The organism is Aequorivita echinoideorum (assembly GCF_018476645.1).
In the GTDB taxonomy this organism is placed as follows: domain Bacteria; phylum Bacteroidota; class Bacteroidia; order Flavobacteriales; family Flavobacteriaceae; genus Aequorivita; species Aequorivita echinoideorum.
In genome coordinates this window covers 16,636-42,907 of the sequence record NZ_JAHCTB010000006.1, presented here as the reverse complement: position 1 = coordinate 42,907, position 26,272 = coordinate 16,636, and the positions used below count along the sequence as shown (strand labels likewise).

Genomic DNA, 26,272 nt, shown 5'->3' with positions numbered 1-26,272 from the left:
TATTTTTGGCGTGTTAAAAATTTAAAAATAATTTATTATGAAAAAATCCCTTTTAATCATTGCAGTTTTATCTGTTTTCGCTTTTACTTCTTGTAAAGATAATGCTGCAGATAAAGTTAATGAAGAAAATGTAGCTTCGGCAGAAGATCGCGATGCAAACTCTGGTAATCTTCCGGTCATTGAGTTTGAAGAGAAACAATTTGATTTTGGAACAATTGACCAAGGAACTGCAGTTGAACACGTTTTTAAATTTAAGAATACTGGTGAAGCACCATTATTAATTGTAAATGCAAAAAGCAGCTGTGGTTGTACTATTCCTGAGTGGACAAAGGAACCTATTGCTCCAGGTGATAGTGGTGAACTATTGGTTAAATTTAATGGTAGTGGTCAAAATCAAGTGAATAAGACAGTAACCTTAACGACTAATACTAAAAACGGAACCGAAACTTTGATGATTAAAGCTTTCGTTAATCCTAAAGAAGGAGGTGCAGTCAATACTACAAATTCTATCGTGAATCCAAATGACCATTCAGGTCACGGCCATTAACACTTATTGTTTCATAAATTAATTATAAAGGCATATTATGATGGAACAAATTCAAGGCTTTTTGCCAATTATTCTTCTTTTTGCGGTTATGTACCTTTTTTTGATACGCCCACAAATGAAGCGTTCAAAACAGGAGAAAAAATTTGCAAACGAGATAAAAAAAGGCGACCGAGTTATTACGAAAAGCGGTCTCCACGGTAAAATTCTTGAATTGTATGATGATGGCACCTGCGTAATTGAATCTGGTGCAGGAAAAATGAAGTTTGAACGTTCGGCCATTTCAATGGAGCTAAGCCAAAAGTTGAACGCTCCCACAAAAAAGTGATTACTGTTCCCTTTTTATTGAGAAACTCCCCTGATTAATATTTTCAGGGGAGTTTTTTTGTACTTAAAAGCATTTATTCTTCTTCCTTGAATGAAGTTTCTGGCAAAGCCACAAGTTTAGCAATGTTCACTATAACTTCCGTCGCTTTTTGCATACTTTCTACTGGCACGTACTCGTACCTACCGTGAAAATTATGGCCTCCAGCAAAAATGTTGGGGCAGGGCAATCCCATAAAGCTAAGCTGTGAACCATCGGTTCCGCCACGTATGGGTTTAATTATAGATTGAATGCCGGCCTGCTCCATGGCTTTTTTTGCAATTTTTACAATGTGCATTACGGGCTCTATTTTTTCGCGCATATTAAAATATTGGTCTTTAATTTCAACCGTTACCACTTCCATTTCAAACTGTTCGTTCAATTCATCTGCAAGTTTTTGCATCATTTCCTTTCGCGCTTCAAAATGAATCTTGTCGTGGTCACGAATAATGTACTGCAGTTTAGTTTCATCAACACTTCCTTTTATGGTATATAAATGAAAAAAACCTTCGCGATCTTCTGTATGCTCAGGAGTTTCTAGCCGCGGCAAAGAATTGATATAATCTGTGGCAATATACATGCTATTTATCATTTTGCCCTTGGCATACCCGGGATGTACAATCTTTCCCTTCACGGTAACCACAGCACCGGCGGCGTTGAAATTTTCATATTCAAGTTCCCCAATCTGGCTGCCATCCATTGTATATGCCCAATCTGCGCCAAATTTTTTTACATCAAATTTATGCGCGCCACGGCCAATTTCTTCATCGGGAGTAAAACCTATTCTAATCTTTCCATGCTTTATTTCTGGGTGATTTATAAGATACTCCATTGCCGAAACTATTTCGGTTATACCTGCTTTATCATCCGCGCCCAAAAGGGTTGTTCCATCCGTAGTTATAAGGGTTTTACCTTTATAAAGAAGTAAATCCTCAAAATAATCTGGAGAGAGAACAATATCCTTCTCTTTATTCAGAATAATATCTTTCCCATTGTAATTTTCAATAATTTGCGGCTTCACGTTGGCTCCGGTAAAATCTGGGGACGTGTCAAAATGGGAAACAAATCCAATTACCGGAACCTCGTACCCAACATTTGAAGGTAGGGTTGCCATAATATATGCATTTTCGTCTATGGTAACCTCCTGCATCCCAATCTGTTTCAATTCATCTGCCAGTTTATTGGCTAGATCCCACTGCTTTGCGGTACTGGGCGTATTCTCGCTGGTGGGGTCACTTTCAGTGTCCACCGTAACGTAACTTATAAATCTGTCAATAATGTGTTGTTTTTCAATCATAATTTTCTTTTTTGCATTGCAAATTAAAACATATTCAAATTAACAAATACATAGATTAATGTATTTTTGCAACACATTTTTCAACCATGTACAAAACCATTATCCGGCCGATATTTTTCAATTTTGACCCTGAAAAAATTCATTACTTCACTTTTTCACTCATTCGGTTTTTCCATAAAATTGGTTTTGGAAGTATTTTCAGAAATAGTTACGAAATCAACAATAAAAATTTGGAACGTGAAGTTTTTGGCTTGAAATTTTCCAATCCAGTAGGGCTTGCCGCGGGTTTTGACAAAGATGCGAAGCTTTATAGGGAGCTTTCAAATTTTGGTTTCGGTTTTATAGAAATTGGGACCGTTACACCAAAACCACAGTCCGGCAATGAAAAACCGCGACTTTTTAGGCTAAAGGAAGATTCCGCAATTATCAACCGAATGGGTTTTAATAACGGTGGGGTAGAAGAAGCCGTTGAACGACTGAAAGCGAATCGACTGGCCCCAGCGGAAAAAAAGGTTTTAATTGGCGGAAATATTGGTAAAAATAAAGTCACACCAAATGAGGAAGCGGTAAACGATTATATTATTTGTTTTGAAGCGCTTTTTGATTACGTGGATTATTTTGTGGTAAATGTAAGTTCGCCGAATACACCAAACTTGCGCGAGCTTCAGGAAAAAGAGCCTTTGACAAAATTATTGCAAACACTTCAGAAGAAAAATGCCTTACAAGAAAACAGAAAACCCATACTTCTGAAAATTGCACCAGATTTAACAAATGAGCAGCTTTTGGATATTATTGAGATAGTTTCAGAAACCAAAATTGACGGAGTAATTGCCACGAACACGACCATTTCACGCAATGGAATTTCTTCAGAAAATAAAAAGGAAATGGGTGGGCTCAGTGGAAAACCTTTGGCCAAGAGAGCTACGGAAGTAATTCGGTTTCTTTCAGAAAAAAGCAATAAGGCCTTCCCAATAATTGGCGTTGGAGGAATCCATTCTGCAAAAGATGCACTGGAAAAATTGGATGCTGGCGCAAGTTTGGTACAACTTTACACAGGTTTCATTTACGAAGGTCCAAGTTTGATTAAAAAAATAAACAAAGCGATTTTAAAAAGAAAATGATTGAAAATCTGATTTCTTTTTCAATTGCTACGCTTGCACTGGCCATTGCCCCGGGACCGGATAATATTTATGTACTCACACAATCTTTGGTAAATGGCACCCGAAGTGGTCTTGCAACAACCGCTGGCTTCATAAGCGGGTGCATTGTGCACACTACACTTTTGGCGTTTGGAATTTCTGCGATTATTGCAGCTTCCAATGAAGTTTTTTACGCCATTAAAATTTTGGGTGCCTGTTACTTACTTTTTTTGGCGTATAAAGTTTATAAAAGCGATGCGCAAATCTCGGTTTCTGCAACTGCGGAGAAAAAACCTTACATCGAACTTTATAAAACTGGGGTAATCATGAATTTGGTAAACCCAAAAGTGCTGATTTTCTTTTTGGCATTTTTTCCTGGCTTTCTTTGGGATGATTCCGGAAATACTGTAGTACAATTTTATATTTTGGGAATCGTGTTTATGCTTATTTCCTTTTTAGTTTTTGGGGGAATTGCAATTTTGGCGGGTACAATTTCAAGGTTTATCCTGAAGCGAAAGGGGGTTGGTGTTTTTTTGAAATGGCTGCAGATTTTAGTGTTTGTGGGCATAGCCATTTACATTGTAATTCCTTAAAATAAAAATCTCTTTGTTTGCAAAACCGATAGGTTTCTAAATTCCTACATATATTTTGTGATTGTAATTTCATATTTCATATTCCAAAAACTATCTTTGAACGGATGCAAAAAGTTAAAATTATAGAATGCCCACGGGATGCCATGCAAGGCATAAAAGATTGGATTCCAACCGAAAAAAAGGTGCAGTATATTCAATCCCTCCTGCGCTGTGGTTTTGATAGCATCGATTTTGGCAGTTTTGTTTCGCCAAAGGCCATTCCACAAATGCAAGATACAGCCGAAGTTCTTTCAAAGCTGGACCTTTCTAACACAAAAAGTAAATTGCTTGCCATTATTGCCAATTTCCGCGGAGCGGAAGATGCCGTAACGCACCCTGAAATAGCATATTTGGGTTATCCTTTTTCTATTTCGGAAAACTTCCAAATGCGAAATACCCACAAAACCATTGCGGAATCTTTGGTAGTGCTTCAGGAAATTCTGAATATCGCCGATAAAAATAATAAAGAGGTGGTAGCCTATCTTTCTATGGGTTTCGGAAATCCATACGGCGACCCGTGGAATGTTGATATCGTAGGCGAATGGACCGAAAAATTGGCCACTATGGGCGTCAAGATTTTATCCCTTAGCGATACGGTGGGCACTTCCACACCAGAAATTATTTCATATTTATTTACTAATTTAATCCCCAAATATCCCCACATTGAGTTCGGCGCGCATTTGCACACCACCCCCAAAGCCTGGCACGAAAAAGTTGATGCAGCATATAAAGCTGGCTGCAGGCGCTTTGATGGTGCCATTCAAGGTTTTGGTGGCTGCCCTATGGCGAAGGACGAACTGACTGGGAATATGCCTACCGAAAAAATGTTGAGCTATTTCACAGCGGAAAAAATTGATAGCAATATTAACCCGATGTCTTTTGAAAGCGCTCACAACGAAGCCACAAAGATTTTTACAAAATACCATTAAAATGAAAAGAGCTTTACTTGCATCATTTTTTATAGGTTTATTTTCAGCAAGTTGTACACTTTTAGAACCCACGGTCGTAGATCCCATAAAGGGAGCCGGGGTTGTTACACTAAAATTTGTACAGCTTAATGATGTTTATGAAATTGCACCCATAAACGGTGGTGAATATGGGGGTTTGGCGCGCGTGGCACACATCCGTGACTCTATAAAACAGGATTTTCCCAATACATATCTTTTTATGGCGGGCGATTTTTTGAATCCTTCTCTTTTGGGAACTTTGGAGGTGGATGGTGAAAAGTTGAACGGCAAACAAATGATAGATGTAATGAATTCAATGGATTTTGATCTTGCTACCTTCGGGAATCATGAATTTGATTTAAGCGAAAAAGATTTGCAAAAACGCTTGAATGAATCAAAATTCACTTGGACTTCGGCAAACGTCCGTCATGTAACGGAAAATGGGGTAGAGCCTTTTACAACCAAATGGGAATTCAGTAATGTTCCAGTTTCAGACTATAGCACATTTACCGCGATGGATGCTGACGGCAATCAGTTGCGGTTTGGGGTTTTCAGCGTTACGTTGCCGTCAAATCCACAGCCATATGTTTATTATGGGGATATTTTTCAAAATGCCGAAAGAGCTTACGATATCGCAATCGAAAAATCAGATTTTGTGGTAGGGCTTACGCACGTTAGCATTAATGATGATATTGAAATTGCAAAGAGAAATCAGGAACTACCTTTGATTATGGGTGGCCACGAGCATTTTAATATATTGGAAAGACAGGGAAGAACGATGATAGCGAAGGCAGATGCCAATGCGAAAAGTGTGTATGTGCACACGCTTATTTTCAACTTACGAACAAAGTATCTTCATATAAATTCTGAGCTTGTGCCTGTAACCGATAAAATTCCATCGGAGGCAAAAGTGGAGCGCGTGGTCAACAAATGGACTGAAAAATTAGATGAAAGTCTTCAAAATGTTGTAGAAAAACCGGATGAGGTTATTTATAATCCCGCCATTCCACTAGATGGCCGCGATGCAGAAAACCGAAGCCAACAAACAAATTTAGGCGGATTGATTACACGTTCCATGGCATATTCTTTTCAGGATAAAGTAGATGCCGCCCTCGTAAATGGGGGTTCTATACGTATTGATGACATGCTTGCCGGGCAATTGGTAAGCCGTGATATTTTCAGAATTTTGCCTTTTGGCGGAAGTGTGGTAAAAGTTGATATTAAAGGCTCACTTCTTAAAGAAGTACTAAATTTCGGAAAACAAAAAAAAGGTAGTGGCGCTTATCTTCAGCGTTATAAAATTTCAGAAAATAATAGTGGGGAATGGTTGATCGATGGAAAACCTATAGCAGCAGCAAAAGTTTACACAGTTGCCTTTAGCGATTATCTTTTAAAGGGACTGGATATTCCATTTTTGACCGAAAAAAATCCTGGAGTAATAAAGCTTTATATCCCTAATGAAAATGAACTTGGAGGTGATATTCGGAAGGCAATTATTGCTTATTTGAAAACGCAAAAAAAATAACGGACTATTTTCATAACAACCTCATTTAGTATATATTTTTAAAATGAAAATTTTTCGCCCTTTATTGATTTTTTTGCTTATTTCCTTCATCATTATTCAGTTTATTAGACCCGAACGCAATAATGGCGGTTATAATAGCATACAATCTTTTGAGGCCGAAACCAAACCTTCGGCGCAGGTGTCAGCAATTTTGAGGGAAAATTGTTACGACTGCCATAGCAATCAAACGCAATACCCCTGGTATGCTGAAATTGCACCTATTTCATTTTGGCTGGCAGACCACATCGCTGAAGGAAAGGAACATTTCAACGTTTCCGAATGGAAATCCTATTCACTTAAAAAGAAAGAACACAAACTTGAGGAACTTGTGGAAGAAGTAGAAAATGGTGAAATGCCATTGCAATCCTACACAATTATTCACGGAAATTTGTCACCTGAAAACACAACACTCTTGCTGCAATGGGCAGGGGTTGCGAGATTACAGTATAGAAATCAACTTCAGGTTTCTTCAAGGTAGATTTAAGCCGAAGCATTTTGGGGTGCCCAATGGGAACATAACATTCCGGGTGCGGCCTTTTGCGGATTGGCGCAGGTCGGGCCTTGGTATCGAGCGCAAGTCACGCAATTGGGATCATCTTTTAATGCAGCTTTCATACTAAAGCTATCGCAAGTGTAGTTAGAATCCACTTTAACACCGTGAATCTTACAAGTTTTATTTGTGAGCAAGTTTTCGCAATTGAGACAACTATTTCCTAATCTGATAGACATACTATTTCTTTTTTTGTTTTTTATAAATTTAAGTATTGAATCATTTGGAATCAATTTAAATAGTTATTTCACAATAGTTTATGTTTAGATTGAATTAAAATTACAATTTCCACTGCGTAATAATTTATACTAAAGGAGTTGCTCAAAACAATGGTTATCTAACATTTAATGTGTAAATTTGCACGCAATTAAAATGTATCCACACATCCGTATTCTTCGGAAAAAAATTAATTGCAATGACTGCACACGACAACAAAATTCTTGGAGAAGGCCTTACTTATGACGATGTACTTTTAGTACCGGCATATTCCGAAATCCTACCGCGAGAAGTTTCCATTTCCACAAAGTTTTCACGCAATATTACGCTAAATGTGCCCATCGTTTCCGCGGCAATGGATACGGTTACGGAAAGTGCGATGGCAATTGCTATTGCCCGCGAGGGTGGAATAGGAGTGCTTCATAAAAATATGACCATCGAGCAACAAGCTGCGGAAGTACGAAAAGTGAAGCGTGCCGAAAGCGGAATGATTATAGACCCCGTTACGCTGCGTAGAGAAAATACTGTGGGCGATGCGCAAAATACAATGCGGGAATACAGTATTGGCGGAATTCCAATAACAGATGATGCCGGAAAATTGATAGGAATTGTCACCAACCGTGACCTTCGTTTTGAAAAAAACCTAAAACGTGAGTTAAGTGAGGTGATGACTTCTGAAAATTTAGTCACCGTAGCGCAAGGAACATCGTTGAAAGAGGCAGAAATTATTCTTCAGCAAAATAAAATTGAAAAGCTTCCCGTTGTTGATGATTCTGGAAAATTATTGGGTTTGATCACTTTTCGGGATATAACAAAGCTTACCCAGAAACCCATTGCCAATAAGGATAAATTTGGAAGACTCCGCGTAGCGGCAGCCCTTGGCGTTACCGCTGATGCCGTTGAGCGCGCCGAAGCTTTGGTAAATGCACAGATTGATGCCGTAATTATTGACACTGCGCATGGGCACACACGAGGTGTTGTGGAAGTTTTAAAGCAAGTGAAGAAAAAATTTCCGGAGCTGGATGTTGTGGTAGGGAATATTGCCACGCCTGAAGCTGCAAAATATCTTGTTGAAGCCGGTGCGGATGCCGTTAAAGTTGGAATTGGGCCCGGTTCCATTTGTACAACTCGCGTGGTGGCGGGAGTCGGTTTTCCACAATTTAGTGCGGTATTGGAAGTTGCCGCTGCAATAAAAGGAAGCGGCGTTCCCGTAATTGCAGATGGTGGAATTCGATATACGGGTGATATTCCAAAGGCAATTGCAGCTGGCGCGGACTCCGTAATGTTGGGGTCGCTATTGGCAGGAACTAAAGAGTCTCCGGGGGAAACTATTATATATGAAGGAAGAAAGTTCAAATCATATCGCGGTATGGGTTCCGTTGAAGCGATGAAGCAAGGCTCAAAAGATAGATATTTCCAGGATGTTGAGGATGACATCAAAAAATTGGTTCCAGAAGGGATCGTGGGGCGTGTGCCTTACAAGGGTGAACTTGTGGAGAGTATGACCCAATTTATTGGCGGTCTGCGCGCCGGGATGGGGTATTGCGGCGCTAAAGATATTGAAACATTGAAGGAGCACGGAAAATTTGTGAAAATTACTTTTTCCGGAATAGCCGAAAGCCACCCGCACGACGTTACCATTACCAAAGAAGCGCCTAATTACAGTAGATAATATTTTGAGAAATAAAAAAAGCGCTGAAATTTCAGCGCTTTTTTTTGGAATAAGGGTTTGGTTAATCCTGCGTGGTTTGTTCCTTTATTACTATACCCATTTCTTTAATTATGGGCAATGTTAAATCATAATTGGGGTCTAAGTAAACCATATCTTGATTGGTTTGCAAAACTTGTGTGTAGCCTTGCGTTGAAGCCACTTTTTCAAGGGCATCGCCTATTTTTTTATAAAGAGGGGACAAAAATTCATTTCTTTTTAAATCCATCAATTTTGCACCATTTTGTTGAAATTTCTGAATATCGGCTTCCAGATTAATCAATGCAGTTTGCTTTTCCTTTTTTTGTTCGGCAGTAAAAGTGGCTTCCCCATTTTTCCATTCATCTGCCAATTTTTTATATTCATCCAACTTTTTATTCAAATCAACATCCAGTTGCTTGCCGTAAGTTTCAAGTTGGGTCTGCACATTTTCAAGTTCTGGCATTTGAGAGAGGATATATTCTACGTCCACCGCGCCCACTTTGCTTTGTGCGAAGGTGCTAATTCCTATAAAAAAGATTGCAATTTTTAAAAATCTCATATCAGCATTTTTTTTTATTTGAAGCGCAATATTACTATAAAAATTAAACTTTTCAGAAAAATAATACCAGCAATTGGAAGTATTATAAGAAGTTATAGATAAATCAAAACTAAAAAAATTAAATAGACCTGAGGAATTTTACGAAATTTTATTCCTCATAAATTTGGCCACGGTGCGGTTTCAAAATTTCGCGTAACGAAGCCACCATTCCTTCATTCACCACCATAAAAGCGGCATGATGCGTTGGAGAATAAGACTGCGTGCCGGTGATGGTTTCTTCCAAATTTTCACTTTCGGCATATTCTGCCAAATGTTTTTCATGATGCTTCGCAGTTAGCGCACCGTTTTCGCCCCTAAAATCCCAAATCATTTTTATTCTTTTTCCCATCGTAGCCTAGTGCCGCTTCGTACTCAAAATATTTTATCAAAGCGGATTTTTAAATTTTGAATTGAAAAGCGTTTGCAATTTACATAATCGAAATCATTTAGCACCGTGCGGTACACTATGTTGGCTTAAAATTCGTTTGCAATTGGTATGCGGCTAACCAAGCTTTTTATTATTTTTGCAGCCTTGCGCGCAAATTTTGGATGGTGCGCATCACTTCAAAAAAATTATATAAATAATTCGGTAAAAATGAAAAAATACAGTCTGCTTTTTCTTTTGTTCGTCACGGCTACAACCGCGGGATTTTCGCAAAGCAAAAAAGAAGTTTTATTGACCATAGACGGAAACCCAGTTTATTCAAATGAATTTAAGCGTGTTTATAAGAAAAATCTGGAGCTGGTCCAGGATGAATCCCAAAAGGATATTGACAGCTACCTCCAATTATTTATAGATTACAAATTGAAAATTGCAGAAGCGAAAGCCCAAGGACTTGATACTGAAAAAACCTATGTAACTGAATTTTCACAATACCGTGACCAACTTTCCAGAAATTATATCTTTGAGGAAAAAGTAACCGAAGGCTTGGCGAAAGAGGCTTACGAGCGGAGTCTGGAAGAAATAAAAGCATCACATATTTTAATTCGGACAGATTACGAGTCGGTTCCACAGGATACGCTTGCCGCCTATAACAAAATAAAATCCATTCGCGAAAGAGCTTTAAAGGGTGAGGATTTTACCGAACTCGCTAAGGCAAATTCCGAAGAGCCCGGCGCAAAGGAATCTGGTGGTAATTTGGGTTATTTTTCAGTGTTTACAATGGTTTATCCTTTTGAAACGGCAGCTTATAATACCAAAAAAGGCGAAATTTCAGAAATTGTAAGAACGCGTTTTGGTTACCATATTATAAAAGTGGAAGACCGCCGAAAAAAGGAACCAAAGATTTCGGTTTCGCACATTATGATTTCCGATAACGAGAGCACCCGTACCTTTGATCCCAAAGAAAGAATCAATGAAATTGCGGCGATGCTGAAGCAGGGTGAATCTTTTGAAAGTCTTGCTAAACAATATTCAGACGATAAAAATTCAGCAGTAAAAGGCGGAAAGCTCAATGCGTTTAGCAAAGGTGACCTTCGCTCTACCGAATTTGAAAATGCTGCTTACGCGCTCAAAAATGCTGGTGATTTAAGTAAGCCCGTGAAAACCGATTTTGGATGGCATATAATTCGCCTTGATGAAAAACTGCCTGCGCAAACGTATGAGCAGGAGCGTGAAATGCTAGAGAAAAGAGTTGCGGACGGTGACCGTTCAAAAATTGTGACAAACGCCGTTAATAAACAGATTAAGGAAAAATACGGTTTCAAAAAAGGACAAAGCTATCTTCCTTATTTCGATACCTATCTTACGGACGAGGTTTTAAAAAGAAGATGGACCATGGACAGCATTCCAGATTCAGAAAATAAAGTGCTTTTCACCATTGGCGATAAAAAGTCTGATTACAGGGATTTTGCAAAATACATCGCTGGCCGTCAGCGCTTCAACAAGCCATATAAAATGAAGGAAACGTTGCTTGTGGATATGTATGATGAATTTGAAACACAGCAACTTAAAGAATATTTCAAAGAAAGACTGGAAGTTGAAAATGAAGATTACGCCGCGATTCTGAACGAATATCGTGATGGACTATTGATTTTTGATGTGATGAACAAGAATATTTGGCAAAAGGCGAAAACGGATTCATTGGGTCTTGAAAAATTCTTTCAAAACAATAAAAACAATTATCAATGGAAACAGCGCGTTGAAGCGGAAATAATTTCTTCAAACTCAAATGATTTTGCGAAGCAGGCGAAGGAAATGTTTTCAAATGGTAAAACAGGCGAGGAAGTAAAAGCTGCGCTAAATACTGGTGAAAAGGTTAATGTAATTTTAACCCAAGGCACCTTTGAGGCTGGCCAAAGGGAGATTCCTGAAAATCTTAATATGAAAAAAGGTGTCTCTGACATTTACAAAAACAACGATTCTTACATTGTAGTAAATGTAAAGCATGTTTTGCCCGCAGGTGCAAAATCACTTGAAGATGTAAAAGGAAAAGCGTTGAGCGACTACCAAAATGAACTTGAGAAAAATTGGATGGAAAGTCTTCATAATAAATATGTGGTTGAGGTCAATAAAAAATCCCTTAAAAAAATCAAGAAAGAGCTGAAGTGATAAGAACGTTCTTCATAACAATCGTTTTACTGCCAGTTTTGGTATCGTGTGATTACTTCACACAGGATGCGGAAAAAACGGCAGTGGCACGTGTAAACGATACCTATTTATATGAAGAAGATATTCAGAAATTGCTAACCGAGAATATTTCGGCAGCGGATAGTACAATCATTGTAACCAATTATATAAACCGTTGGGCGACACAGCAATTACTTATTGATCAAGCTAAAATTAATCTTTCGGCAGAAAAGCTTGATGAATTTTCAAAACTTGTTCAGGAATACCAGAACGATTTATACACTGAAGCATACAAAAACGTAATTGTGAGCCGGCAGCTTGATAGTACTATCGGGGTTCAAGAATATCGAGATTATTATCAAGCCAATAAAGAGAATTTTAAATTGAACGACGTACTTCTGAAAATGCGTTATCTTCAGCTTCCGCCCAATTATGAAGGGCTTGCAAAAGTTCGCGAAAAATTCAACAGATTTAATAAAAAGGATAGGGAAGCACTTAGTACTCAGGATTTTCAGTTTGTATCTTATAACTTTAACGATTCCATTTGGGTCAATAAAGAAGTTTTGGTACAAGCTTTGCCTATAATGGCCACCAATGAGCAGTTATTAAAAAAGTCTAACTTTGCCCAATTGCAAGATTCATTGGGGGTATATTTGGTGAAAATTGAAGATGTGCGAAATCCCGGCGATAATGCGCCGATAACGTATATTCAGCCCACGCTTACCCAAATAATCTTAAATAAGAGAAAACTCGATCTCATAAAAAAACTTGAAACAGATATTACAAAAGATGCAATTAATACAAACAATTTTGAAATATACAGTAATGAATAAAATGCTTCTGCTCTTAATACTTGGCACTTTTGGGCTACAAGCACAGGAGGTAGTTACCGCAGATAGCACCGGCGTTGTAAAAAGCAATGATTCGCTAATGGTTGTTAAACCACTTGCAAAGGATTCCATTAAACCATTTAAACGTTATAAAGCTGAAGGCGTAAGTGCCGTAGTGGGAGAATTTGTAATTCTTGATAGCGATATTGATAAGGCCTACGTTGAAATGAAAAGCCAAGGCGTTTCCATAGAAGACGTTTCCCGTTGCCAATTGATGGGTAAGCTTATGGAGGACAAACTATATGCGCACCAAGCAAAACAGGACAGTATCATGGTTCCGGATGCTGAAATAAATGGCATGATAGACCAACAAATGCAGTATATGATAAGCGAATTGGGCTCTGAGGAAAAAGTAGCTGAATATTACAGAAAAGATAATATTGCAGATTTGCGAAAAGATTTGTTTGAGGTAAATAAAAATATAAAGTTGGCCAATTTGATGCAGCAAAAAATAATTGAAAAACTTGAGGTGACGCCAGAAGAGACGAGAACATTTTTCTTTTCGATACCTGAAGATGAACGTCCGGTTTTTGGCGCCGAGATTGAAATTGCCCAAATTGTGGTAGAACCAGAGGTCACCGAAAAAGCAAAACAGGATGTCATTTCAAAATTGAATCAAATTCGTGCAGATATTATTGATAACGGCGCTAGTTTTTCAACAAAAGCGGTTTTATATTCAAAGGATCCGGGATCTGCCTCCAAGGGTGGATTGTATACCGGAGTGAAAAGAGATTCACCTTGGGCAAAGGAGTTTAAGGACACAGCATTTTCACTGTTGGAAGGTGAAATAAGCGAACCTTTTGAAACAGATTTTGGTTACCATATTCTTTATGTCGAAAAAATTAGAGGTCAAGAAGTGGATGTGCGCCATATCTTGATGTTTCCCGAAGTTTCACAGGAGTCTATCGACAAGGCAAAGACAAAAATGGAAGATATTCGGAATAAAATAGCTTCAGGGGAAATGACTTTTGCAGAGGCAGCACGCCAATTTTCAGATGACAAAGAAACGCGCAACAATGGCGGACAATTAGTCAACCCTGTAAGTTTTGATACCAAGTTTGACCTTACCAAAATGGATCCCACGCTGAGTGCGCAGGTTTACAATCTTACCGAAGGCGAACTTTCAAAAGTAATTACAGACCGCGATTATACGGGCAAAAGCAAATTGAAAATTCTTACCGTTACTAAAAAATACCAAGAGCATCCCGCCGATTATGTAAAAGATTATGAAAGAATACAAAAATTGGCGCTTCGCGAAAAACAGATTAAAGTAATCAATGATTGGCAGAATGATAAAATTGATGAAACATACATCAGCATCAATCAAGATTATCAAGATTGTGAGTACGCGGGAAATTGGTTAAAAAAATCGAATTGAAAATTAAAATATGTCAGACGTAGCAGCAGTTTCCGAACTTGTTTCAAAATATAATTCACTTAAAAAGGAAATAAAGAAAGTAATAGTAGGGCAGGAAGATGTGGTTGAGCAAGTACTTCTTTCCATTTTTTCTGGTGGGCATGCATTGCTTATTGGGGTACCTGGATTGGCCAAAACCCTATTGGTAAATACCGTTGCGGAAGCTTTAGGCTTAAAATTTAAAAGAATCCAGTTTACGCCAGATTTAATGCCCAGCGATATTTTGGGTTCAGAAATATTGGATCAAAATCGCCAGTTCCAGTTTATTAAAGGTCCCATTTTCGCAAATATTATTTTAGCGGATGAAATCAACAGGACGCCGCCAAAAACCCAAGCTGCCTTACTTGAGGCAATGCAGGAAAGAGCCGTTACGGTCGCTGGGAATCATTATAAATTGGATTTGCCATATTTTGTTTTGGCCACACAAAATCCCATTGAACAGGAGGGAACCTATCCCTTACCGGAAGCGCAACTCGACCGATTTATGTTCGCAATCAACTTAGATTATCCTACTTTTTCTGAAGAAGTTGATGTGGTAAAGCGAACTACGGCCGGGCAATCCGAAACAGTACAGCCTCTTTTTACTGCTGCTGAAATTATAAACTTTCAGCAATTAATACGAAGAATTCCCGTTGCCGATAATGTTGTGGAATATGCAGTGACACTTGTAGGAAAAACAAGACCGAGCGGACAATCAGCGCCAGATATCGTGAAAAATTATGTTGATTGGGGTGCCGGGCCAAGAGCTTCTCAAAATCTTATATTAGCCGCTAAAGCAAATGCTGCCCTACACGGTAAATTTTCGCCGGATATTGAGGATGTACAGAAGGTTGCCGTGGGAATTTTAAGGCATAGAATGATTAAAAATTATAAAGCTGAAGCTGAAGGGTTAAGTATTGAAGCAATTATTCAGAAATTGTTTTAATAATCAATAAATGTATAATTTTTTGTCCCGAGAAAATTTGACATAAATTTTCTGGGGACAATTTTTTTATAAATCTTTTGATAAAATTTCTATATCCATAATTTTAATAATCAATTTTTAAATTATTGTTAAAATTATTCAATAAAATATCGTATTCTGTGAATTATATTTATAAATATTGCCACTTCGTTATATATTTTTAAATTTCTTATAATTTTTGTAGTTTTGTAATTCTTCAAAAAAAAATAAAACAAAAAAACTATGGCCTTTGATATCGATATGATCAAAAAAGTGTATTCCCAAATGGCGGAACGGGTTGATAAAGCTCGTGAAATCGTTGGGAAACCGCTTACCCTTTCTGAAAAAATTCTGTATTCGCATTTATGGGACGGGAACCCAAGCACGGCATTTGAGCGGGGTAAACATTATGTGGATTTTGCTCCCGATAGAATTGCTTGTCAAGACGCTACCGCACAAATGGCGCTTCTTCAATTTATGCAAGCAGGTAAAAAAAATGTGGCGGTTCCCACAACCGTACACTGTGATCACTTGATTCAGGCCAAGCAAGGTGCAGCACCAGATTTAAAAAGAGCTAATGAAACAAGCAACGAGGTTTTTGATTTTTTGGAATCTGTATCCAATAAATATGGGATCGGTTTTTGGAAGCCTGGCGCGGGAATTATTCATCAAGTAGTTCTGGAAAATTACGCATTCCCTGGCGGAATGATGATTGGAACAGATTCTCATACCGTAAACGCTGGCGGTTTGGGTATGGTAGCCATTGGGGTTGGTGGAGCTGATGCTGTGGATGTTATGGCTGGAATGCCTTGGGAACTCAAATTTCCAAAATTAATAGGTGTCAAGCTTACAGGTGAACTCAATGGATGGACGGCATCAAAAGATGTTATCTTGAAAGTTGCTGGAATTTTAACGGTAAAAGGTGGAACTGGTTGTATTGTTGAATATTTTGGTCCTGGAGCAAAAAATCTTTCATGTACAGGTAAAGGCACAATTTGCAATATGGGCGCTGAAATAGGTGCAACCACCTCTACATTTGGGTACGATGACGCAATGGAGCGTTTTCTGCGTGCTACCGATAGGGCTGAAATTGCAGACGAAGCAAACAAAATAAGGGAATATTTGACTGGTGATGATGAGGTATACGCAAACCCCGAAGCATATTTTGATCAAGTTATTGAAATTGATTTATCAACACTTCGTCCTCATTTGAATGGTCCCTTTACTCCAGATTTGGCGACCCCGGTGGGCGAATTGGGCGAAAAAGCAAAAAAGAATGACTGGCCCATAAAGGTGGATTGGGGATTGATTGGTTCCTGTACCAATTCTTCTTATGAAGATCTTACACGAGCGGCATCTATTGCACAACAGGCAATCGATAAAAAATTGAGACCAAAGAGCGATTTCGGAATAAATCCCGGTTCGGAACAAATTCGATTTACTGCCGAAAGAGACGGTTTATTACAAGTTTTTGAAAACTTGGGCGCAACCGTTTTCACCAATGCTTGTGGACCTTGTATTGGCCAATGGGATAGAAGTGACCGTAAGGGAGAGGAAAAAAATACAATTGTTCATTCATTCAATAGAAATTTTTCGAAAAGAGCTGACGGAAACCCAAATACGCACGCATTTGTTGGTTCGCCAGAAATGGTAGCTGCCATTGCAATTTCCGGAAGACTGGATTTTGATCCAATGACAGATACACTTTTAAATGATAATGGTGAAGAAGTGAAATTGGACGAGCCACGAGGGCTTGAACTTCCGCCAAAGGGTTTTGAAGTAGATGATAACGGATATTTGGCACCGACTGAAGACGGAAGCAATGTCAAAGTAAAAGTAGCCGAAGACAGTGAGCGTTTACAATTACTGGAACCTTTTGTACCTATCCAAGATTCTGAATTACAGGGAGTAAAATTACTCATCAAAGCATTCGGAAAATGTACCACAGACCATATTTCCATGGCTGGACCTTGGTTGCGATACCGTGGACACTTGGATAACATTGCCAATAATACACTCATCGGGGCGGTAAATGCTTTTAACAAAAAGACAAATTTTGTCAAGAATCAGCTCACTGGCGAATATGGCGGTGTACCAGATGTACAGCGTGAATATAAAGCCAAAGGTATAAAGACCATTGTTGTTGGCGATCATAATTATGGTGAGGGATCTTCGCGGGAACACGCAGCTATGCAACCAAGATTCTTGGGAGTTGCAGCGGTTTTGGTGAAATCTTTTGCGCGCATCCACGAAACAAACCTAAAAAAACAAGGTATGTTGGCATTGACTTTCGCCAATGAAGAAGACTATGATAAAATTCAAGAAAATGATACCTTCAATTTTGTTGATATAGCAGATTTTGCGGAAAATAAACCTTTGTCTATTGAAATAATGCACGAAAATGGTGAAAAGGAAACCATAAAAGTTAATCACACCTATAATGATGCCCAAATTAAATGGTATCGTGAAGGGTCTGCACTTAATTTGATTAAAAAGCAAAACGCTTCCTAAAATATATTAATTCAAATATAAAACTCCTTTCCAATAAATGGGAAGGAGTTTTTTTTATCGTATTTGGTGGATAGTGAAATAACTATCTATGGGAGAACGAAGTAGATTAACGCTTACTAAAGAAGTATATAGTTGAAACCTTATGGTTTCGCCGGCATTTAGTTTTACCAGAGTTTGCACGCTTCTAATGGGTGGTGTAACATTCAAATTTAAGCCAAGTAGAGAAATATTCAAATTTGAAAAATTCTGTTGGACTATTACGGTATTATTTTTAAGAATTTGGATTCCGTAATCTGGTGACGCGGCAATTCCTCCCGAAGAATTTATTTGACCATATACGTGGTAAATTCCATCTTGCTTTGCGGTAAATATATGGGTTGAAGTATTAAATTCGGTATTTGTATCAAACTCTAAATTATTAAAAGGAATGGTGGCCACATTACTTCCTAGGGTAATGGCAATATTCCCACTACCGCTGAAAGTCCCTCGTACTGCGGTTTTAATATGGCTTTCATACACATCTTTCGAAGTAGTTCTGTTTACATTTCCATTTTTTGAAATTACCAAAATGGAATCTTTTGCAATCTCAAGATCATTTTCCTGTTGGGTGGATCTAATTCTTACAGTTCCATCTATGTCAAGCGTCGCAGTGGGATCTGTTGTACCAATACCTACTTGAGAATAAACGGATATATAGAACAGAAGAAATAAGGGCGATAGAAATTTCATCTCATTAAATTTAGGGCGAGATAAATTTACTAATAAATTCTCAAAATGAGACTTTATATTTTATTTTAACAATAATTATCGATTGAAGTAGATTTTATAAAAAATCAGAACAACTTTGTTTAGATCACTTTTATGCTCTTGATTTTACCACTTCGGGATTTCCAATATACGTTTTGGCCCAACGATTCATTTAATTTTAACCTTCCGAAGAAATATCTGACAATATAAAATTGAAAATTATAAGTAGAATGAGATGAATGTAAACTCGTTATAAGTAAACTTCAAATGTTCCTGAGGAGAAATTCTAGTTTTAAGGTTGTTAACCACCTATAGTTCACCCTACATTTTAGAGCTCCCTTCGCTACAGAAGTTGGATGAATTTTATGGGAAGCAAGTTGGCATTTTCTTTTTATATTTTAAAAAAAGAAAACGTATATCGATTTTTGAATAAAAATAAATATACGTTTCCCATTTATTTTCAAATTGAAAAGGGTCAAATTTGATGAAATTCTTTATTGGCTACTATATTTATCATTTCCGAAAGTCTTGGAATTATCATTCGCAAAGATGAACCAAATTGGGATGATAAAAAAAATAGGGATTTTATAAAATTGCTTCTAGAATAATTTAGTTTCCTTTTTCGGCTTCGGCATAACCGTTTTCAGCATAATGGTTTTTCAATATAGAGTCCATTTCACGTTTTCCTTCGGCAATATGTATCACTTTTTTCCAAAGATCGTCCGTCAATAATTCCCGTAGTGGCTGATCAACCTTTGGAATTCTGTGAAATACATCCATAAGTTGCCGATCCCAAACCCCGTGGAAGTTGAGCAGATCATCTGGATAAACCGTTTTCCTGTCCGTGCCTTCCTCAATGCCGGTAAATGGTTCAGAAACATTTAAATACCCATAATCATCCGTAAGTTCCTCGCCGGGATAAATATCGCGAATGGCAATTTCAAAATCATAAGCTGTTGAAAGACAGTTGGATTTAAAACTGTGGTTCACGTAACGTCCATAGTCCCAGCAAAGCACAAAATTTCCTTTGTTGTTTCGGTAGCAATAGGTATCTAAAATATTTTGGGAAATGGGATTTAATTTTTGAACCATTTCTGGGGTGAATTCTCTGTCCAATTCGTCGAGAGCCCAAGTAATAGTGCCGGCAGGAATGAATTCTTTGGCAACAACGCCATAGCCTACTTCCTTACTTATAAGTTTCAGCTCAGTTTTTGGATGTATCATACAATTATGTGGTTTTTCAAATAAATGTACAATAACTTATTTAATAAATGTACGGGTAAACGTGACCGAAAATATTTATTTTTTGACTCATAAAGTGCTGAAATTGAAGTGTCCACCCGAAAGTGAAACTGAATTTCAACTTTTCTGAAAAATTTATATCCGCTTTTTTCTGCTGAAATATTCCATTAATGCGAATACACTTAAAAGCATTCCCAGAGCGTAGATACTGTCTTCAATTGGCACGGTTCCAATTCTTATACCCAAATTTTCCGAATTATTGTACCATACCACTTCATCTTCAATCCAACTTCCCGTAAGTACACCATTCACGAGAAAAAAAGGTATCAAAATAACCAAGAAACTGGGCAGGAAAACTTGAAGTATGTTCTTATCATAATTATAGACCAAACCCAGCAATAGTATGGCATAAGCAAAGTTTACCGCGGTGTACCACCGATTGTAATTATACAGAAGGGTAGCGATCAATACAGTCTGAAGCATTATATAAATAACATCAACAGCTTTGACTGATAGCTTGAATTTTGGAAAGAAATATTGTAATGAATAGTGCGTAAAAAGACAGGCGTAGGGGATGCAAATAAAAAATAGCCATTCCTCCAAAGGGAGTCCAAATAGTTTTGAACCCAAAAGATAATTTTCATTAAATCCCCAAAAACCATTTTTGGTAAAAATAATGTCCCACGGAATAAAAATCGCCATCATTATTGCTATTGATGGAAAGAGAAATTTCCAATACTTATAAAATTTCAATTTTGGATGAAAACTGAATAAAAATGGAACTCCCACTGAAGCGATATTTAACCAAAAATATAAATGCGCCAACATTATTTTTTGAAATACTTGAGTGGTGGCATCAACATCCCGAAGCACTCTCCCTTATCCTTGCCCAAATGTTTATGGTGAATTTTGTGCGCCCTTCGTATACCGCGAGCGTACCAGTTGTTTGCATTTCGAAACATCTTGAAACGCTGATGTATAAAAATATCGTGCACGAAAAAATAAGTGAGCCCATAAGCGAAAATCCCTAGGCCAATCGGTAAACCGGCCCAGAATCCATAGTAATTCCAAGCCACAAAACAACCAATGCTTACAAGTGCGTAGAATAGAAAAAAATAATCATTGCGTTCCCACCAGCTTCCGTGATCCTTATGATGGTGATCTTTATGAAGTTTCCACAAAAACCCGTGCATCACATATTTATGGGTAAACCACGCCATAAATTCCATAATGCAGAAAGTACTAATGAAAATTAAAATCCAAAGAACGGTATTCATTTTTATATTATTTCACCAAATTTAATTGGTATTTCACATAACTGCGCGTAAGCAAACCAAATTTCTCAACATTGGGGACGCGTATACGTTTGTTTTTAATTTCCATTGCCGGTGTTTGCTGCAGTTTCTTTAATAGTCGTCTATAATATCGATAAGCCACAAATACTCCCAATTTTGCATCATTGGGAAGCATCAAAATTCCTTCATACCCTTTGTTGAAATTATCTTCAATTTCTTTTATGATTCGCTGTTTTGAAGTTTCATCGAGCGAATCCAGATTTGTATTGGGAAAATATGAACGACTTAATTGCTCATAGTCTGCCTTTAAGTCCCTCAAAAAATTGACTTTTTGAAATGCGGAACCCAAATTCATTGCGGCATCTTTCAGCTCATCATATTTTTTGGCATCACCTTTTACAAAAACCTTTAGGCACATAAGCCCAACCACGTCTGCGGAGCCATAAATGTAATCTCTGAATTCAGCTTCGGTACTGTAAATGGATTTTGAAAGATCTTGGCGCATACTATCCATAAATGCTTCAATTAGCTCTGAATCAATATTATATTTATGGACGGTATGTTGAAATGAATTTAATATGGGATTTAAGCTTATTTTATCCTCCAAGGCTTCTTCCAAAGACTTTTCAAATCTTGAAAAGAGAACTTCTTTATTGTAGTCGTGAAACGAATCTACAATTTCATCTGCAAAACGCACGAATCCGTAAATATTATAAATGTCCTGCCGTATGGAAGGCGAGACCATTTTTGTAGCCAGTGAAAACGATGTGCTATAGGTTGCGGTCACGTTTTTACTGCAAGTTTGGGATACTATGTCGAAGATTTCTTTCACGCGTTTATGGATTTTTCAATGAGGCCGGCGGCTAGTTTCCCCGAAATCAATGAAGGCGGAACTCCAGGTCCGGGAACGGTTAATTGTCCTGTAAAATACAGATTTTTTATTTTTTTGCTTTTCAATTTAGGTCTTAAAAAAGCGGTTTGCATCAACGTATTTGCCAATCCATAAGCATTGCCTTTATAACTGTTGTAATCAGAAATAAAATCGTTTATACAGAAAGACTCTTTAAATATAACGTATTTTTTTACCTCTTGGGTGGTAATTTTTTCAAAGCGTTCCATTATTTTGCCAAAATATTCTTCACGCAATTCGGCAGTGTCATTTAAACCTGGAGCCAAGGGAACTAAAAATATACCTGCCTCCATTCCATCCGGTGCAACGTGGGCATCTGTTTTTGAAGGAAAACTGGCATAGAAAAGTGGATTTTCAGGCCATTTGGGTTCATCGTAAATTTCTTGGGCGTGCTTCTCAAAATCCACATCAAAGAATAATGAATGATGTTCCACATTTTCCAGTTTTCTACTGAAACCCACGTAGAACATTAATGCCGAAGGCGCAAACGTTTTTTTCTGCCAATAAGATTCCGAATATTGCCGAAAACTTTGTGGGAGAAGTGTTTCAGTGTGGTGATAATCCGCACCGCTCAAAATATAATCGTGCTCAATCGTTTCTCCGTTCACCCTAATTGCTGATGCGGTAGCGCCGGAAAGATTTATTTTTTCAACTTTCTGGTTGGTTTTAATAACCACACCCAACTCTTCAGCCAATTTCTTCATTCCCGCGACTACGCTGTACATTCCATTGACCGGATGAAAAGTGCCGAGTCCAAAATCGGCATAGTTCATAAAACTATAAAATGAAGGAGTATTGCTGGGTTTTGCCCCTAAAAATAAAACTGGAAATTCTAATATTGAAATAAGTTTTGGGTTAGAAAATTCCTTGCGAACATCTCTACTTATGGTACTGAAAAATTGAGAAATTTTTTTAAAAGTAGCAGGTGTTACTAGCTCAAAGGGCGAGACACCCGGTCTGTAAACCAAGTCCTTTATGGCAATATTATAATTATCCTGCGCTTGCGCCATAAATTTCTTCAGTTTTTTTGAGCTCCCTTTTTCTTCCTTTTCAAAAGCATCAATTATTTTTGGCAGTGTATCTTCAATTGCAATTGAATCATTTTGCCCAAAAAACACGCGGTAAGCAGGATTTAATTTAATGAGTTGGTAATAATCAGAAGGCTTTTTTCGGAAATCGCTGAAAAAACGTTCAAACACATCGGGCATCCAGTACCAGGTTGGCCCCATATCAAACACAAAACCGTCTTTTTTAAGCTGCCTCGCCCTGCCTCCAATGCTGTCATTCTTTTCAAAAATTGTTACCGAATTACCCGCTTTCGCCAAATAGCAGGCAGCAGCGAGGGAGGAAAAACCAGAACCAATGACAGCAATCTTTTTATTCATATTGTTTAACGAATTTACAATTAATTTAAACAAATTAGGAATGTCAAAAAAAAATTAGGTTTTATTTAGGTTTTGAAGGTGATTTTTAAAATTCCCCACATTCCCAAAGAAAAGAATATTATCGTGTTTATTGGGCATATTTTCAATTTTCTTTCCGATGATCCACATTTTCAAGTTTCTTTTGAAATTGATTCTATTTTGAAACTCATCAATATATTCCATAATGCTTTCCTCAGTAGAAATGAGGGTCAATGATGTAACAAAAATCAGTTGGGGTGCAAGATCTAAAATGCGTGATAGATTTTCCAAGGATAAATTTGGCCCTAAATATATCGTTTTAAAACCTTCCGAAATAATTTCATAGTTTGCATACAAAAGCCCGATTTCGTGGATTTCCGCAAGGGGAAGATACAGCACAAAGGTTGGCTTGCTGCCATCTGTAATAGATTTTGGTAATAAAGCTGTATGCGCGATGAGTTTATGTTTAACCATTTCTGATATAAAATGCTCATGCGCGGGTTCTACAGTACCATTGTGCCATAAAACACCAATTTCATTCAACAATGGAATGAAAATTTCTTCAAAGATTTCACCCAAACTTTTTTGCTTCAATAAATTTTCAAAAGTGGCATTGAATAATTCGGTATTAAAATCAAACATCGTTGATTTAAAAACTTGAAGGGGATAATTTTGATTCCTTCCAATTTTTGAATTTATTAAATTTTGGATCTGTTCGGGCGTCAAGTTTGCAATGGCAGATATTTTGTGCCCTGAATTATAAAGAAAAACTACATTCAGCAATTTTTTAAGATTGTCTAAATTGTATTTTCTAATATTCGTATTGCTACGTTCGGGCTGCAGAATTTTATAGCGTTTTTCCCAAATCCGGATGGTATGCGCCTTTATGTGCGACAAATTTTCCAGATCCTTTATGCCAAACTCTGTTTTGACCAAATTATAGTGATTTTGAATATGAAGTTAAATTACTGAAAAGAAATGAAACGCACCTTTTAAAAAGGGTAAACTAATATAGTGAAGAAAGTTGTACCCGGGATGGGACTTGAACCCATACGTCCTGAGGACACATGGCCCTCAACCATGCCTGTCTACCAATTCCAGCACCCGGGTAGGTGATTTAAAAATGATTGTATGCTGGTTTTTCACACAACACGAAACATTTTTATACTGATAAATCCCGGCAAATATAAAAAAATATAAATGTTGCGAAGTGCATAAAATTTTATAATTTTTCTAAAAATTGTGCATCAATCAAAATATTTGCAATCTATTCTGAAAACGAGCAGGTTGCATTTAAATCTTTTGCTGATACATTTCGTGATGCTTGAATCGATTGGTGTACTTTTATATCGAATTGTTTTTAATATCAATCTAACTTTTTTGAAACTATAAGCAAGTCTTTTTTGAATATTCAAATCTGAAATTTATTGAATGGATAGTTACATTTTTATATTGATTATAGTGGGTATCGCCACTTTCACAAGTACTTGGATGCCGAAGATATTGCAGAAAACGGGGATTTCTTATTCTATTTTCTACCTAGTTGCTGGTTTTATTCTGTACAAACTTGTACCTCAAAATCTACCCAATCCAATTCCCCAAGACAACGAAAGTCTAACGCTTCACTTAACGGAATTAATTGTAATTATCTCATTGATGGGTGCTGGAATAAAAATTGATCGCGCCTTTTCTTTTAAGAAATGGGAAATTCCCTTAAAATTAGTTGGAATAACAATGTTATTGTGTATTGCAATTTCTACCATTTTAGGTTATTACTTTCTAGGATTAAACATAGCTTCTGCAGTATTGCTAGGCGCAGTATTAGCACCCACAGATCCGGTTCTCGCAGCGGATGTACAAGTAGGCCCGCCCAACGATTCCGGAAAATCTGAAACTAAATTTTCACTTACCGCCGAGGCGGGAATTAATGACGGGATTGCTTTTCCCTTCACTTGGCTTGCAATAACCGTGGGGCTGGTTACCTCCGGTCAAGATGGTAATTATATAGAATGGTTTGGGTTTGATTTGGTTTACCGCATTATCACCGGCATTATTATAGGATTTCTTGTGGGAAGGGGCATTGGGTATTTAGTTTTTAACATTGGTGATAAATATGAAATGCTCAGCACAAAAAACAGTTTGCTGGCCATATCTGTCACACTAATATCGTATGGCTTCGCGGAATTGATTCACGGATACGGGTTTATCGCTGTATTTATAGCAGCCATCACGTTAAGACACTATGAGAAAGGGCATAAATACCACAAGGACATGCATACTTTTACGGATCAAATTGAGCGATTGCTTATATGCGTTTTGCTCATTGTATTTGGCGGAGCGGTTGCTCTTGGGGTGCTGGATGCACTTACTTGGCAAATGGCACTATTCGTTGTCGTTTTCATATTTTTAATTCGTCCGGCAACAGGTTTGCTAGCCTTAAGCACAGTAAAATTAAAGCTGATGCAGAAATTTGCCATAAGTTTCTTTGGCATACGCGGAATGGGCTCCATATTTTATTTGGCTTTCGGTATTAGTGAGTTTGAATTTGATAGTCAAGATGAACTTTGGTCCATTGTGTCTTTTACCGTTCTAATGTCTATTGTAATTCATGGATTTACGGCCACATCTATGATGAGAAATCTGAAGAAAGAAAATCTATAAGTCTAGTTGTTGTCTCATAAAAAAAACCTGTCAAAAATTTTTGACAGGTTTTGTAGATTTTGTGACCTGGCTGGGATTCGAACCCAGGACCACCTCATTAAAAGTGAGGTGCTCTACCAGCTGAGCTACCAAGTCTTCCTTTT

25 protein-coding genes and 2 tRNA genes are annotated in these 26,272 nt (G+C 37.6%); 14 read left to right on the top strand and 13 right to left on the bottom strand.

Going from position 1 to position 26,272, the window contains the following annotated elements:
- Positions 1–37 precede the first annotated feature (37 nt).
- Positions 38–547 carry a DUF1573 domain-containing protein gene (locus tag KIV10_RS12710; protein WP_214114321.1) on the top strand — a complete coding sequence of 170 codons (510 nt, stop codon included), beginning with the start codon at positions 38–40 and terminating at the stop codon, positions 545–547.
- A gap of 40 nt (positions 548–587) precedes the next feature.
- Positions 588–872 carry a preprotein translocase subunit YajC gene (gene yajC, locus KIV10_RS12705; RefSeq protein ID WP_214114513.1) on the top strand — a complete coding sequence of 95 codons (285 nt, stop codon included), beginning with the start codon at positions 588–590 and terminating at the stop codon, positions 870–872.
- A 73-nt stretch (positions 873–945) separates the two neighbouring features.
- Here the strand turns inward: yajC and pepT are convergent, their stop codons facing one another.
- Positions 946–2,205, bottom strand: a complete 1,260-nt coding sequence (gene pepT / locus KIV10_RS12700) for a peptidase T (protein WP_214114320.1) — start codon at positions 2,203–2,205, stop codon at positions 946–948.
- A gap of 86 nt (positions 2,206–2,291) precedes the next feature.
- Between pepT and KIV10_RS12695 the strand changes: the two genes are divergently transcribed.
- From KIV10_RS12695 to KIV10_RS12675, 5 genes are all read left to right on the top strand, one after another.
- On the top strand, positions 2,292–3,326 hold the full coding sequence (locus KIV10_RS12695; RefSeq protein ID WP_214114318.1) for a quinone-dependent dihydroorotate dehydrogenase: 1,035 nt from the start codon (positions 2,292–2,294) through the stop codon (positions 3,324–3,326).
- Positions 3,323–3,937 (top strand): LysE family translocator, encoded by a 615-nt coding sequence (locus KIV10_RS12690; RefSeq protein WP_214114309.1) that lies wholly within the window; start codon positions 3,323–3,325, stop codon positions 3,935–3,937. Before KIV10_RS12695 ends, KIV10_RS12690 begins: the two co-directional genes overlap by 4 nt.
- Before the next feature lie 104 nt (positions 3,938–4,041).
- Positions 4,042–4,905, top strand: coding sequence for a hydroxymethylglutaryl-CoA lyase (locus KIV10_RS12685; protein ID WP_214114307.1), 864 nt, complete (start codon positions 4,042–4,044; stop codon positions 4,903–4,905).
- Between the two features lies 1 nt (position 4,906).
- Positions 4,907–6,448 (top strand): bifunctional metallophosphatase/5'-nucleotidase, encoded by a 1,542-nt coding sequence (locus KIV10_RS12680; protein WP_214114305.1) that lies wholly within the window; start codon positions 4,907–4,909, stop codon positions 6,446–6,448.
- A 43-nt stretch (positions 6,449–6,491) separates the two neighbouring features.
- On the top strand, positions 6,492–6,965 hold the full coding sequence (locus tag KIV10_RS12675) for a heme-binding domain-containing protein (protein WP_214114299.1): 474 nt from the start codon (positions 6,492–6,494) through the stop codon (positions 6,963–6,965).
- 2 nt (positions 6,966–6,967) lie between these two features.
- Here the strand turns inward: KIV10_RS12675 and KIV10_RS12670 are convergent, their stop codons facing one another.
- On the bottom strand, positions 6,968–7,216 hold the full coding sequence (locus KIV10_RS12670; protein WP_214114298.1) for a hypothetical protein: 249 nt from the start codon (positions 7,214–7,216) through the stop codon (positions 6,968–6,970).
- Between the two features lie 236 nt (positions 7,217–7,452).
- Here KIV10_RS12670 and guaB point away from each other — a divergent pair, with 236 nt between their 5' ends.
- On the top strand, positions 7,453–8,925 hold the full coding sequence (guaB, locus tag KIV10_RS12665; protein ID WP_214114297.1) for an IMP dehydrogenase: 1,473 nt from the start codon (positions 7,453–7,455) through the stop codon (positions 8,923–8,925).
- A gap of 61 nt (positions 8,926–8,986) precedes the next feature.
- On the opposite strand, the gene KIV10_RS12660 is transcribed toward guaB, so the two are convergent.
- Together KIV10_RS12660 and KIV10_RS12655 are read right to left on the bottom strand one after the other, a co-directional pair.
- Positions 8,987–9,502 carry an OmpH family outer membrane protein gene (locus KIV10_RS12660; RefSeq protein ID WP_214114296.1) on the bottom strand — a complete coding sequence of 172 codons (516 nt, stop codon included), beginning with the start codon at positions 9,500–9,502 and terminating at the stop codon, positions 8,987–8,989.
- Positions 9,503–9,650: 148 nt separating this feature from the next.
- The gene (locus KIV10_RS12655) at positions 9,651–9,872 is read right to left on the bottom strand and encodes a hypothetical protein (protein WP_246516305.1); all 222 of its coding nucleotides are present in this window, start codon (positions 9,870–9,872) and stop codon (positions 9,651–9,653) included.
- A 264-nt stretch (positions 9,873–10,136) separates the two neighbouring features.
- Between KIV10_RS12655 and KIV10_RS12650 the strand changes: the two genes are divergently transcribed.
- From KIV10_RS12650 to KIV10_RS12630, 5 genes are all read left to right on the top strand, one after another.
- Entirely contained in the window at positions 10,137–12,092 is a 1,956-nt protein-coding gene (locus tag KIV10_RS12650; protein WP_214114294.1) for a peptidylprolyl isomerase, read from the top strand.
- Positions 12,089–12,943 carry a peptidyl-prolyl cis-trans isomerase gene (locus KIV10_RS12645; protein ID WP_214114293.1) on the top strand — a complete coding sequence of 285 codons (855 nt, stop codon included), beginning with the start codon at positions 12,089–12,091 and terminating at the stop codon, positions 12,941–12,943. Before KIV10_RS12650 ends, KIV10_RS12645 begins: the two co-directional genes overlap by 4 nt.
- On the top strand, positions 12,921–14,378 hold the full coding sequence (locus KIV10_RS12640; RefSeq protein WP_317194743.1) for a peptidylprolyl isomerase: 1,458 nt from the start codon (positions 12,921–12,923) through the stop codon (positions 14,376–14,378). Before KIV10_RS12645 ends, KIV10_RS12640 begins: the two co-directional genes overlap by 23 nt.
- Positions 14,379–14,388: 10 nt before the next feature.
- Positions 14,389–15,342, top strand: a complete 954-nt coding sequence (locus KIV10_RS12635) for an AAA family ATPase (protein ID WP_214114291.1) — start codon at positions 14,389–14,391, stop codon at positions 15,340–15,342.
- 261 nt (positions 15,343–15,603) lie between these two features.
- The gene (locus KIV10_RS12630) at positions 15,604–17,871 is read left to right on the top strand and encodes an aconitate hydratase (protein ID WP_214114289.1); all 2,268 of its coding nucleotides are present in this window, start codon (positions 15,604–15,606) and stop codon (positions 17,869–17,871) included.
- Positions 17,872–17,925: 54 nt separating this feature from the next.
- Here the strand turns inward: KIV10_RS12630 and KIV10_RS12625 are convergent, their stop codons facing one another.
- The 8 genes from KIV10_RS12625 to KIV10_RS12590 all read right to left on the bottom strand — a co-directional run bounded on the left by KIV10_RS12625 (position 17,926) and on the right by KIV10_RS12590 (position 24,578).
- Positions 17,926–18,600 carry a hypothetical protein gene (locus KIV10_RS12625; RefSeq protein ID WP_214114287.1) on the bottom strand — a complete coding sequence of 225 codons (675 nt, stop codon included), beginning with the start codon at positions 18,598–18,600 and terminating at the stop codon, positions 17,926–17,928.
- 627 nt (positions 18,601–19,227) lie between these two features.
- Positions 19,228–19,842: an SET domain-containing protein gene (locus tag KIV10_RS12620; protein WP_214114285.1), complete on the bottom strand. Its 615-nt coding sequence runs from the start codon at positions 19,840–19,842 to the stop codon at positions 19,228–19,230.
- Positions 19,843–19,995: 153 nt separating this feature from the next.
- Positions 19,996–20,688 (bottom strand): lycopene cyclase domain-containing protein, encoded by a 693-nt coding sequence (locus KIV10_RS12615; protein WP_246516304.1) that lies wholly within the window; start codon positions 20,686–20,688, stop codon positions 19,996–19,998.
- Positions 20,688–21,137, bottom strand: coding sequence for a sterol desaturase family protein (locus tag KIV10_RS12610; protein ID WP_214114281.1), 450 nt, complete (start codon positions 21,135–21,137; stop codon positions 20,688–20,690). Before KIV10_RS12610 ends, KIV10_RS12615 begins: the two co-directional genes overlap by 1 nt.
- Positions 21,138–21,144: 7 nt before the next feature.
- Positions 21,145–21,987: a phytoene/squalene synthase family protein gene (locus KIV10_RS12605; protein ID WP_214114279.1), complete on the bottom strand. Its 843-nt coding sequence runs from the start codon at positions 21,985–21,987 to the stop codon at positions 21,145–21,147.
- Positions 21,984–23,450 (bottom strand): phytoene desaturase family protein, encoded by a 1,467-nt coding sequence (locus KIV10_RS12600; protein ID WP_214114277.1) that lies wholly within the window; start codon positions 23,448–23,450, stop codon positions 21,984–21,986. Before KIV10_RS12600 ends, KIV10_RS12605 begins: the two co-directional genes overlap by 4 nt.
- A 54-nt stretch (positions 23,451–23,504) precedes the next feature.
- Complete coding sequence (locus KIV10_RS12595) at positions 23,505–24,404, bottom strand: MerR family transcriptional regulator (RefSeq protein WP_214114275.1); 900 nt, start codon at positions 24,402–24,404, stop codon at positions 23,505–23,507.
- Between the two features lie 91 nt (positions 24,405–24,495).
- Positions 24,496–24,578: transfer RNA gene (locus tag KIV10_RS12590), tRNA-Leu, on the bottom strand.
- Between the two features lie 321 nt (positions 24,579–24,899).
- On the opposite strand from KIV10_RS12590, the gene KIV10_RS12585 reads away from it, so the two are divergent.
- Positions 24,900–26,129 carry a cation:proton antiporter gene (locus KIV10_RS12585; protein WP_214114273.1) on the top strand — a complete coding sequence of 410 codons (1,230 nt, stop codon included), beginning with the start codon at positions 24,900–24,902 and terminating at the stop codon, positions 26,127–26,129.
- A gap of 62 nt (positions 26,130–26,191) precedes the next feature.
- On the opposite strand, the gene KIV10_RS12580 is transcribed toward KIV10_RS12585, so the two are convergent.
- Positions 26,192–26,264: transfer RNA gene (locus KIV10_RS12580), tRNA-Lys, on the bottom strand.
- Positions 26,265–26,272 lie beyond the last annotated feature (8 nt).

Bases quoted from the DNA above. Each gene is read 5' to 3' on its own strand.
- KIV10_RS12710 (WP_214114321.1), top strand. From the start codon at position 38: ATGAAAAAATCCCTTTTAATCATTGCAGTTTTATCTGTTTTCGCTTTT.
- guaB (WP_214114297.1), top strand. From the start codon at position 7,453: ATGACTGCACACGACAACAAAATTCTTGGAGAAGGCCTTACTTATGAC.
- KIV10_RS12675 (WP_214114299.1), top strand. From the start codon at position 6,492: ATGAAAATTTTTCGCCCTTTATTGATTTTTTTGCTTATTTCCTTCATC.
- KIV10_RS12650 (WP_214114294.1), top strand. From the start codon at position 10,137: ATGAAAAAATACAGTCTGCTTTTTCTTTTGTTCGTCACGGCTACAACC.
- KIV10_RS12630 (WP_214114289.1), top strand. From the start codon at position 15,604: ATGGCCTTTGATATCGATATGATCAAAAAAGTGTATTCCCAAATGGCG.
- yajC (WP_214114513.1), top strand. From the start codon at position 588: ATGGAACAAATTCAAGGCTTTTTGCCAATTATTCTTCTTTTTGCGGTT.
- KIV10_RS12655 (WP_246516305.1), bottom strand. From the start codon at position 9,872: ATGATTTGGGATTTTAGGGGCGAAAACGGTGCGCTAACTGCGAAGCAT.
- KIV10_RS12620 (WP_214114285.1), bottom strand. From the start codon at position 19,842: ATGATACATCCAAAAACTGAGCTGAAACTTATAAGTAAGGAAGTAGGC.
- KIV10_RS12660 (WP_214114296.1), bottom strand. From the start codon at position 9,502: ATGAGATTTTTAAAAATTGCAATCTTTTTTATAGGAATTAGCACCTTC.
- KIV10_RS12615 (WP_246516304.1), bottom strand. From the start codon at position 20,688: ATGTTGGCGCATTTATATTTTTGGTTAAATATCGCTTCAGTGGGAGTT.
- KIV10_RS12610 (WP_214114281.1), bottom strand. From the start codon at position 21,137: ATGAATACCGTTCTTTGGATTTTAATTTTCATTAGTACTTTCTGCATT.
- pepT (WP_214114320.1), bottom strand. From the start codon at position 2,205: ATGATTGAAAAACAACACATTATTGACAGATTTATAAGTTACGTTACG.
- KIV10_RS12685 (WP_214114307.1), top strand. From the start codon at position 4,042: ATGCAAAAAGTTAAAATTATAGAATGCCCACGGGATGCCATGCAAGGC.
- KIV10_RS12625 (WP_214114287.1), bottom strand. From the start codon at position 18,600: ATGAAATTTCTATCGCCCTTATTTCTTCTGTTCTATATATCCGTTTAT.
- KIV10_RS12585 (WP_214114273.1), top strand. From the start codon at position 24,900: ATGGATAGTTACATTTTTATATTGATTATAGTGGGTATCGCCACTTTC.
- KIV10_RS12680 (WP_214114305.1), top strand. From the start codon at position 4,907: ATGAAAAGAGCTTTACTTGCATCATTTTTTATAGGTTTATTTTCAGCA.
- KIV10_RS12600 (WP_214114277.1), bottom strand. From the start codon at position 23,450: ATGAATAAAAAGATTGCTGTCATTGGTTCTGGTTTTTCCTCCCTCGCT.
- KIV10_RS12670 (WP_214114298.1), bottom strand. From the start codon at position 7,216: ATGTCTATCAGATTAGGAAATAGTTGTCTCAATTGCGAAAACTTGCTC.
- KIV10_RS12635 (WP_214114291.1), top strand. From the start codon at position 14,389: ATGTCAGACGTAGCAGCAGTTTCCGAACTTGTTTCAAAATATAATTCA.
- KIV10_RS12690 (WP_214114309.1), top strand. From the start codon at position 3,323: ATGATTGAAAATCTGATTTCTTTTTCAATTGCTACGCTTGCACTGGCC.
- KIV10_RS12695 (WP_214114318.1), top strand. From the start codon at position 2,292: ATGTACAAAACCATTATCCGGCCGATATTTTTCAATTTTGACCCTGAA.